This is a genomic window from Microseira sp. BLCC-F43 (assembly GCF_041929235.1).
Classification (GTDB): Bacteria; Cyanobacteriota; Cyanobacteriia; order Cyanobacteriales; family Aerosakkonemataceae; genus Microseira.
Window position 1 is genome coordinate 42,337 of the sequence record NZ_JBHFNP010000148.1, and the last position, 9,145, is coordinate 51,481.

Genomic DNA, 9,145 nt, shown 5'->3' on the forward strand with positions numbered 1-9,145 from the left:
ACAAGTATGGCAAAACATAAAGAGTACAAAAGCGTCAGTGAATTTCCCCTCCATACTGAAAAGCTCAGTCGCGAAGAATTAGAGGCGCATTATCAAAATATTCGCAATACTTACCGCAGCCTAACTATCAGTCGAGGTCAGTTAGTCCGACGCCAGAACGAGGCAAAAGCGAATCTTATAACTTTACAGCAAAAATTCAAACAAACGACAACTACACTTGAGAAAGTTAACGCCGAAACAGAAAAGCTGCAAAAATCACTTGCTCACAGCGTTGAAGCGCAGCAACAGTTAAAATTTTGGGGTGATAGCCTAAATGAAGAAGTAAAAGACTTAAAGGATCAGCTGAATGTAACAACTCAGTTAATCGAGGAGTTTGAGTCAGTTTATGAGCAAGTAAGTAACGACAAAGGGCCGTTTTCGGTGGGGCATCGCTTGCTAGTATTAATAAAAGCCGCTCATAAACTCCTCAATACCGATATTAAAGATTTGATGCCGAAAAAATTGCCGCCACAGCAGTCGGAGTCTTGGAAAGAGGAAACACCCCGCGCTATTGGTCGCGATCTATTAGATAATAAATAAAAGCAAGATGGGCAAACTAACAAAATCTCTGAAAGAAGCTACTAAGAAACTCGACCAAGTGCAGTATGGTATTAACCAAATGCAGGAACTCGGTCAGGAAATTACAGAGAACACATTCCGCGTTGCAGAAACAGCACTTCGCACTGGCTATCTTTACGCTAAAGCTGAAGCTGAGGAAACACCGACTCAGCAACTTCTTCCAGGGGAGTCGCACCCATCAGAAAAAAACCAACTCAAGGGCGAAACCCACTGGACAGAAGCATCGTTAAAAGCTAAGTTTGGTAGCTATGATGCCGCGTATCGATACCTGCGGGATGTTCGCGGGATTAAGCTGCGATCGCGCAGTTGGAAAAATCTTGTAGATGCGTTCAACGAGGGTGTAGAACAGCTATCTCTAGCGCAGCGAGTGGTACAACTCGAGCAGACTGTAAATCAGCAGACACAATACATCGCGACCCTAGAAGAAAAAATACATCAAATGCAGCAACAGTTGTTAAAGTTAACAACTGCTGTTGAACGGCTGACTAAACAAGGTTAAATCTAGATTTTATTCTTGCTCGATCGTATCCGGAACGCCTACGGGAGAAAGTCCGGCGATCGCTCGCAAATTTTGCCCTCGTACCAGTTCGGTAAAATCGAGTGGACGCCTTTCGATTTGGGCAACGGCTTCGATGGCTCCTAGCAAGTTTCTGGCGGCTTCTGCTTCCTCGTAGCCCCGTCTCGTGGCAACTTTAATCGCGGCTTCGTCAGCATCGAGTTGCGACTGGGTGCTGCGGCTTTGGCGCCAAATTTGGTATCCGGCGATCGCGCTTAACCCCCCAGAAACCAATATCCCCATCGCATCCCCTTGGGAAAATTGAAACGTTCCCGCCAACACCCCAGCGACTACAATACCTTGATACAAATCCGGCTTAAACCACTTCACCCCTATTAACCAGCTAACGGTTCGCAACAGCAGCATATCCCGCTGCGGTCTAGGCATTCGTCGCCACAGGTCAAAATTAATCCAAATCGGTCGTTCTTGGTTCCAAGGCAGGGGAAACTGGCAGTCAATCACTTTTGGTTGCTCCGGTTTGCTGGTGATTTTGGCGATCATGCGCCCGGAAGCAGGCATTATATCTAATAGGCGGCGAATTTCCGCAGTTGGCTCCATACTGTTTTTTGACCCCTCACCATTTAGGGTAAACGATCGCAGCACTTTCAGGACTTACGCAAAGAAACAAGGGTGATACGAAAAATCGTTGGGAAAGGAAACCAGAGATCGACTCTTCACCTTTGTTTCTGGCAACGCGCTTGCGTAAATCCTGACTTTGCCAAACCATTAATATTTCTCTGGGTTAGAAAAATTATTTGCCGATACCACATTGACACTCAGAAAGCTGATAATGGGCGATAGACCCCAATCTGTTTGACGCATGGATGCTTTCGCCCCCATTCCACCCGACTGGACTAATAAGGCAATCCACGCCCACGAGTTCCACTGTCCTGCGTGTCGTGCTTCTTGTATGGAGGCGCAGCGAGTTTGGATCAACCGGCGATCGCCTGTTTATACTGAAGACTATCGCAAAAAGTGGCAAGAGTTCTACGAGTGCAAGTGCGGCACCGTTTGGTGGGCTTGGAGTAACGAACGTCCCCCTTCAGAGTTTACCAAGAACGATCTCGACCCCAATCCGTTTGATGATTAATTTCGCTGCCTGGTAGGCTAACCGAACTCTGGATTAACGCAGCATTTGGCATTAAACCAGATCAAATTGTCAAGCTGCGAATTCTGCCAAAAAACAATGTATTTTAGGCAGAGTACGTTTACAAGCACGGCAACGATGGGGCAACCTGCCATCTTGGACTAGCTCCAAATCATTCACTTGTGATTGCTTTGGGGTTAGATAACTGACTAACTGGCATTTCCACTCTTGACCAAAGCTTCATCCTAGATCGACGCTTTCCTGAAATCAATTAACCAAAATTACAATCGTCGCATTGCTTCTCTGAAAGCGGGTAAATCTGGGAAGTATTGGGATTTTGAGCTAGCCACGATCGCAGAGAAGCGTAACCGTCAAGTCAAAGATGCGATTAACAAAGCAGCATGTTTTGCGATCCATCGCTGCCCGATCAATCCCATCGTTCATGTTGTGTTTGGATCGAACCAAGGTAACAAAGATGGTATTGATATCGGCAGCAAAAATAATCAATAATTTCTACAGATTACTACAGCGCTATTAAAGAATTGCATCAAAAAACTGTGCTAAGGCTTGAAAAACCGGGTTTATAGACGCAAAATCTAGGCTTTCAGGTGAATCCCCCTGTTTCAACAGGGGGAGAGGTCAATCCCACTGATGTTGCCAGTTAATATAAAGAAGTGTAAACAACTCTGGCGTTTGGCATGGACTGGCAAGAAATCTCCGGCAACTGGGTATTAATTCCCCCCCGCCCCCTTGCGATAATACATTTTTTGGGGGGTGCTTTCGTCGCCACCGCACCCCAGGTGACTTATCGCATGTTATTAGAAGACTTGGGACGTAAAGGTTATTTAGTCGTGGCGACGCCGTTTGTGAATACGCTGGATCATGCTGCGATCGCTAGATCGGTACTTTACAGTTTCGAGGACACCCTAGAAACTTTACAGGCAAACTCCCTACTGCGACGCCGCTATCTTCCCATTTACGGCATAGGACACAGCATGGGCTGCAAATTGCACTTACTGATTGGTAGCCTATTTTCAGTCGAAAGAGCCGGTAATATCCTAATTTCCTTCAATAACTACGCCGCCCGCGATGCCATTCCCTTAGTCGATCAGTTTAATCTGTCTACTACCTTTAACGTTGAGTTTACTCCTTCCCCACAAAAAACCAATGCGATCGTCGCCCAGCGTTACCAAGTGCGGCGCAATCTGTTGATTCAATTCAAAAACGATACCATCGACCAAACCGATGCCCTAACAGCATTGCTGCAAAACCGCTTTGGCGATATGGTGAGTGCTGTAAGACTGCCGGGAAACCATCTGACGCCCTTGGGGCAAGATGTCCGCTGGCAAGTCGGTCAAGTTTTTACCCCTTGGGATGCTCTGGGACAGTGGTTCAAGCAAGAAGTATACCGGGAACTCAATCAGCTTCAATCAGCTATTTTCCGCTGGATCGATCCGTTTTCACCCCGATAAGATTTCATCATCAATAAACAATTGCGGTTATCGACTGTACGGGTATAACTGAAATCATCGGTTGTCTTCTGGATTAGTTGCAATCCCCGCCCTCCACCCGTCTGGTTATCCTCAGACTTCGGTATATTCTCCAGATGCTGCTTTAAATCAAACCCAGCCCCGCCATCCCAAATTCGCATTTCTATAGTATCGTCGGCTATGGTCACTTCCACATCGATGGGAACGTCTTTTGATTTATCTTTGTGGGCGTGACGCACCGCATTCGTAAAACCTTCTGCTAGAGCGAGTTCGCAGCGCAACCAGATGGCTCTGGGGATTTGCGGTTCGTACAACTGAGCAAACCACGACAAAATCTCCGCTAAAGCATTTAGATCTGTTTTAACTTGTAAATTATTTTTTCGGGGAAGCGACAATTTTGCAAACCATTAAATTCAATCAAATTAGGAGTCGCAACCGCAATCAAGGCGATCGCATCCCAGCCATCATTAATATATGATAAAGGAAATTCAGCCCAAGGTGCGATTGATTCGCCCAAGAAAGCCAGCGCCACTCCCTGGATCGGGTTTTATTGCTCCAGTACCGAGGTTCACCGATATCTTTGAGCTAATGCTTAAATAATAAGGAACTGGTAGTGCCTTGATTCCATGTTTCAAATTCTGGTAGTTGATGATGACCCGTCTGTCGGGCTAGTGCTGACAAGACTGCTCAAAAAACAAGGTTATGCAGTCACCGTGACGAGTGATGGGGAAGAAGGTTTGGCGAAGGCACAACAGTTACATCCAGCACTGATTATTTGTGACTGGATGATGCCCAAAATGAATGGAATTGAAGTCTGCCGCCGGGTGAAAGCCGATCCAGAGCTATCGACGACGTTCTTTATTTTACTGACTTCCCTGGATTCGGTGCAGGATCGCGTCAAGGGGTTGGATGCGGGTGCGGATGATTTTATCTCTAAACCGATCGAGATCAACGAGTTGACGGCAAGGGTACGCGCTGGACTGCGCTTGCACCAACTCAACCACGATTTGCAAACCCAAAAGCAAATTTTAGAGGCAGAATGGGCGGAAGCGGCTGAGTACGTGCGATCGCTCCTCCCAGAGCCAATGGCGACGCCAGTGTCGATCCAGGCGCGGTTTATTCCCTCCAGGCGGCTAGGGGGCGATTGTTTTGATTATTTCTGGCTGGATGAGGATTGTTTGGCAATTTATCTGCTCGATACCGCCGGACATGGTTTAAGAGCCACCCTGCCTTCGATTTCTGTGGTTAACTTACTGCGAAGTCGGGCAATTCCCCATCTCAACTACTATCAACCCAGCCAGGTTCTCAGCGCTTTAAATCAAACCTTCCAGATGAGTTACCAAAATGACAAGTACTTTACTATCTGGTACGGAGTGTATAACCAACGCCAGCGCCAACTAACTTATGCTAGCGCCGGTCATCCCCCAGCCGTGTTGCTGTCGGGAAGACCAGGGTCGATAGCTCAGGTGCAACGCCTGAAAACTCCTGGCGTACCCATTGGTATGTTCCCAGATGTCCGATTTACCAACAATCTCTGCCAGATCGAGGCTTGCAGCACCCTCTATATTTTCAGCGATGGAGTTTACGAAATTCATCAACCGGACGGTGCTGTTTGGGGGCTGGATGCTTTCATCGATCTGCTTAAGGAGTGTAAAAACGGCAAGCAAAGCAATCTAGACAGAGTTATGTGCCAGGTTCAATCTGTCAATCCTAAAGATGTTTTTGATGACGATCTGTCTATTTTAGAAATTGGTTTTGATTAGTTGTTGGCTAATGAATCTCCTTGTTTGATTTCATCGCCTTCTTAAACTCCTCCCGGTTGGCAAAAATTTCAAATACGCGATCCATGCTGGTGAGTTCAAACAACATTCTAATTTGGTCGTTGAGCGAGCATACGAAAAGCTGCCCCCCAGCCGCACGTACTGTTTTGAGGGATAGCACTACAGCCCCTAGTCCAGAACTATCCATAAAGCTAACATCCTGGAAATCCAATAATACAAGATTGGCTCCATTATCAACTAGCTTGCTAATTTCTTGCCGAAATTGACTGCCTTTGGGACCGTCAAAAACACCATCGGGTTGAATAATTTTAACAACAGCACTCATACTTATTTTCAAGTTTCGCTCTGACTTAAAACAATTTAGCAAACTATCCTACAAGGTAGGGTACAACAAATTTCGCCTCAATTTAGCCTTAATCGGCACGGGGTGCAAGACTAACTTTGGCACGAAATAGGAGTCGGTCACCGTGTCGGTAGCCAGTGTAGCGCACTTTGACGCGATCGCCCGCTACAGCCGTTCCTTCCATTAGTTGATGCACCTGCGGATCGTATTCTATTTCGGCGCCTACGGTTGCGATCGCTTCTACCCCCCACTGTTGTAGCAGTTGTTCCACCGGACGCAGCAACGGCAGCAATTTTACCGCCGCTAGTTGGGGATTTTGCCCCGCCGCATAAGCAGCGGTAGGCCATTGCAGCAACCAAGATTCTAAAACTTGCAGGCTCTCTTGTTGAAACTCCTGCATTAATGACTCTCGCTGCTGTTTTAGTTGCCCTTGCAGGCGTTCGTACTCCTGCTGCCACGCTAACGATGGTTCCTCTGACTCTGTTCCCCAATTCAATTCTACTGTAGAAAATTTTGACCATAACTCGCTGACTGGCACTTCTAGCGCCTGAGACAGCTTGATCAGGTCTTCTGAGCGCATTTGGGAGATCTCTCCCGTCCGGATGCGCTTTAATTGCCGCTGGGATACGCCACAAGAGCGACTGAGGGCCCTAAAACTGGAAATCCCCACCCGTTGCATCAACTGCTGCAACTGATGGGTGTAATCTTGGTTCTGAGGCATAGGGAATTTTAGATTTTAGATTTTAGATTTTAGATTGGGTAATCGGTAATGGGTTTTTTCCGCTTGACCTATGACCGATTACCTATTCCCTAAGCTAAATGCATTCGCAGAACTGAGCGGGGCGCTTTACGGACTCTGCAAAGGATGGTTTCTTTACCCAAGCGCTGGCAGGCTTCAAACCTATGACAGCCAGAAAAGCCGTAATACTGTCCGTCTACTTCTAACACGTCGATCGGTTCTTGCTGACCAATTTCTTGAATTGATTCCATCAATGCCGCTACTTTAGCTCGATCGTTTTCTCGATACAAGGGGCGGCGAATCTGGGATAGGGGAATTTCTTGTACTTTAGTCATATGACTTCTGTTGCTTTACTCTTACCTTTTAATCATACTCGTTATGAGTTTGATTTGCCACCGTTCTGCCAAAACAGGAAAACCCGGTTTCAGAGTCGATCTCTGGTTCCCTTTACCAAGGATTTTGCGTAGAAACCGGGAATATGAGCGTAAGTGCGGCAAAGGATGGAATAACTGATATGGTTTCGAGTACGATGTTTGATCGAACTGCGATCGCGCCAGAACAGCCCATGCAGATAATTAACGTCCCCAAGCAGAAATTGACGCCAAAGCCGCGTTCTACCGGGAAAAGGCTCCGATGGGACAAGGGGTTGGTACTGACCGCTTTGTGTTTGCTAGGACTGGCGGCAGATGCTGGCAAGGCGAATGCGAATGAGGATGTAGAACTTCAAGTCGGGATAGTGCAGCGGTTTGGGGAAAAACCAGACGATGAGCTAACCTTGGAAGCGACACCGGGCGATAGCTTGACATTGCGCTTCCTTGCTGGTAATCTGCAAGCGCAAACTGTTTCGGTGGATAAGGTGAAGCTGGAAATCGCGATGCAACCGCTACCGGAACCCGTGTTAGAAGAGCGAGTTGTCATCAGCGTCCACCCAAACTTCGAGACGGCGGAAGATTATGCCCAAGAGTGGCGTGCAAAAGGGATTGAAACCGAAGTTGCTCAACCAGAGCGCTGGCAGGTTTGGGCAAAACGGGATGTTTACAACACTCCCTTACTGAGACGGTTGCTGTTGCAAAGTTTACAAGCAAAGGGCTTAAAAACAGCACATATCGAGACGAAAGTTGTGGAAAAAGTGCCCAGGGTATCCTGGATGGCGAACGGCTTTCGCTTCACCCGCGCTCAGTTGGAAATCGTTGCTGCCGGTAAAAATACGATCCAGGTGTCCCAAGGGAAAAACAAGCGTCCCAGTCGTTTGTTCGTCGGGCCGTTGAATATTCAGCCGAATGCCTACGGCAATTTTACCTTGGTGAATCGCGTTGGGTTAGAAACTTATCTGCGGGGTGTGGTTCCCAACGAAATTGGCGCAGCGGCGCCAACTGCGGCATTGGAAGCACAAGCAGTAATTGCGCGGACTTATGCGCTGCGAAACTTGCGCCGGTTTGCCATTGATGGCTATCAGCTTTGTGCTGACGTTCACTGCCAGGTTTATTATGGACTCAGCGGCGCAACGCCGACTACCGATCGAGCGATCGCTTCTACAAAAGGCTTGGTATTGACTTACAATAACGAGCTGGTGGATGCGTTATATTCTTCCACCACGGGCGGCGTTACGGCTCCTTTTAGCGATGTTTGGAATGGCGAAGATCGGCCTTATTTGATCCCCGTAGTCGATGCGGTGGGCAATATTTGGGATTTGTCAAGCAATAGTTTAGCGTCCGAGGAAAACTTCCGACGATTTATCAGCTTGGAAAAAGGCTTTAATGAAGAACGCTGGGAGATGTTTCGCTGGCGTAAAGAAGCCAGTCTGAGGGTTTTGACGGATCATTTGCGAAAATATCTGGAAAATCGCAAGCATCCGCTGGCGAATCTTACCGCTATTCGCGGAATGCAGATTGTTGATCGCTCGCCAGCGGGACGGATTCAGAAAATGGTGGTGCAAACCGATAAAGGCAATCTTGAACTTAGCAAAGAAGAAGTTCGCAGCGCTTTATTACCCCCGCGTAGTACATTTTTTTATGTAGAACCCGTTAAAAAAAACAACGCGATGTGGGGTTACGCCTTTATCGGGGGTGGCTTCGGACATGGGGTTGGTTTGAGTCAAACAGGTGCGTATAAGTTAGCCGAACTCGGTTGGTCAAGCGAGCGAATTCTTAACTTTTACTATCCTGGGACTCAACTGGTTCCCCTGAACAATTCGATTGTTTTTTGGCAGAATCCATCCGCAGAAAAGAAATAGAAAAGTTGAGGGAGAGCGGGGAAAAACTTTTTCCCCATCTTCCCCATCTTTATAGCGGATTGCAGCCGTATGAGGTACGGCTTTGTTTGTGTAGCGGCCCCCGAAAACCATCCCCAACACACACAAAAACCAATAATCCTTAACACACACAATTTTAAAAAAAAGGACAAATTAAAACCTCTTTTAATATTTTCTAAATATTTTTAAATAGTTTGCCTTAAAAAAATATTTTTTTTGTTTGGGGCCGCCCCTGGCAACCGCGCCCCGCAAAACAAACAAAGCCGTACCTCATACGGCT

The 9,145-nt window shown here is 47.2% G+C and carries 12 protein-coding genes; 6 read left to right on the forward strand and 6 right to left on the reverse strand.

Annotated elements, in window-relative coordinates; genetic code table 11:
- Positions 1-6 precede the first annotated feature (6 nt).
- Both ACE1CM_RS21125 and ACE1CM_RS21130 read left to right on the forward strand, forming a co-directional pair.
- A complete protein-coding gene (locus ACE1CM_RS21125; RefSeq protein WP_374880075.1) occupies positions 7-579 on the forward strand; it encodes a hypothetical protein in 573 nt (190 codons plus the stop codon).
- A gap of 7 nt (positions 580-586) precedes the next feature.
- Positions 587-1,117: a hypothetical protein gene (locus ACE1CM_RS21130; protein WP_374880077.1), complete on the forward strand. Its 531-nt coding sequence runs from the start codon at positions 587-589 to the stop codon at positions 1,115-1,117.
- A gap of 9 nt (positions 1,118-1,126) precedes the next feature.
- On the opposite strand, the gene ACE1CM_RS21135 is transcribed toward ACE1CM_RS21130, so the two are convergent.
- Entirely contained in the window at positions 1,127-1,732 is a 606-nt protein-coding gene (locus tag ACE1CM_RS21135) for a DUF3318 domain-containing protein (protein ID WP_374880079.1), read from the reverse strand.
- Positions 1,733-1,994: 262 nt separating this feature from the next.
- Here ACE1CM_RS21135 and ACE1CM_RS21140 point away from each other — a divergent pair, with 262 nt between their 5' ends.
- Both ACE1CM_RS21140 and ACE1CM_RS21145 read left to right on the forward strand, forming a co-directional pair.
- Positions 1,995-2,264 (forward strand): hypothetical protein, encoded by a 270-nt coding sequence (locus ACE1CM_RS21140; protein WP_374880081.1) that lies wholly within the window; start codon positions 1,995-1,997, stop codon positions 2,262-2,264.
- Between the two features lie 695 nt (positions 2,265-2,959).
- Complete coding sequence (locus tag ACE1CM_RS21145) at positions 2,960-3,733, forward strand: DUF1350 family protein (protein WP_374880083.1); 774 nt, start codon at positions 2,960-2,962, stop codon at positions 3,731-3,733.
- Here ACE1CM_RS21145 and ACE1CM_RS21150 read toward each other — a convergent pair.
- Positions 3,688-4,083, reverse strand: coding sequence for an ATP-binding protein (locus ACE1CM_RS21150; RefSeq protein ID WP_374880085.1), 396 nt, complete (start codon positions 4,081-4,083; stop codon positions 3,688-3,690). The two genes, ACE1CM_RS21145 and ACE1CM_RS21150, sit on opposite strands and share 46 nt — an antisense overlap.
- A 17-nt stretch (positions 4,084-4,100) precedes the next feature.
- Entirely contained in the window at positions 4,101-4,283 is a 183-nt protein-coding gene (locus ACE1CM_RS21155; protein ID WP_374880087.1) for a hypothetical protein, read from the reverse strand.
- A gap of 94 nt (positions 4,284-4,377) precedes the next feature.
- Here ACE1CM_RS21155 and ACE1CM_RS21160 point away from each other — a divergent pair, with 94 nt between their 5' ends.
- The gene (locus ACE1CM_RS21160; protein ID WP_374880089.1) at positions 4,378-5,514 is read left to right on the forward strand and encodes a PP2C family protein-serine/threonine phosphatase; all 1,137 of its coding nucleotides are present in this window, start codon (positions 4,378-4,380) and stop codon (positions 5,512-5,514) included.
- Positions 5,515-5,521: 7 nt separating this feature from the next.
- On the opposite strand, the gene ACE1CM_RS21165 is transcribed toward ACE1CM_RS21160, so the two are convergent.
- The 3 genes from ACE1CM_RS21165 to ACE1CM_RS21175 all read right to left on the reverse strand — a co-directional run bounded on the left by ACE1CM_RS21165 (position 5,522) and on the right by ACE1CM_RS21175 (position 6,949).
- The gene (locus ACE1CM_RS21165; protein WP_374880091.1) at positions 5,522-5,869 is read right to left on the reverse strand and encodes an STAS domain-containing protein; all 348 of its coding nucleotides are present in this window, start codon (positions 5,867-5,869) and stop codon (positions 5,522-5,524) included.
- A 76-nt stretch (positions 5,870-5,945) separates the two neighbouring features.
- Positions 5,946-6,596: a helix-turn-helix domain-containing protein gene (locus ACE1CM_RS21170; protein WP_374880092.1), complete on the reverse strand. Its 651-nt coding sequence runs from the start codon at positions 6,594-6,596 to the stop codon at positions 5,946-5,948.
- An 89-nt stretch (positions 6,597-6,685) separates the two neighbouring features.
- Entirely contained in the window at positions 6,686-6,949 is a 264-nt protein-coding gene (locus ACE1CM_RS21175) for a ParB N-terminal domain-containing protein (RefSeq protein ID WP_374880094.1), read from the reverse strand.
- Between the two features lie 179 nt (positions 6,950-7,128).
- On the opposite strand from ACE1CM_RS21175, the gene ACE1CM_RS21180 reads away from it, so the two are divergent.
- On the forward strand, positions 7,129-8,847 hold the full coding sequence (locus ACE1CM_RS21180) for a SpoIID/LytB domain-containing protein (RefSeq protein ID WP_374880096.1): 1,719 nt from the start codon (positions 7,129-7,131) through the stop codon (positions 8,845-8,847).
- Positions 8,848-9,145: the final 298 nt, after the last annotated feature.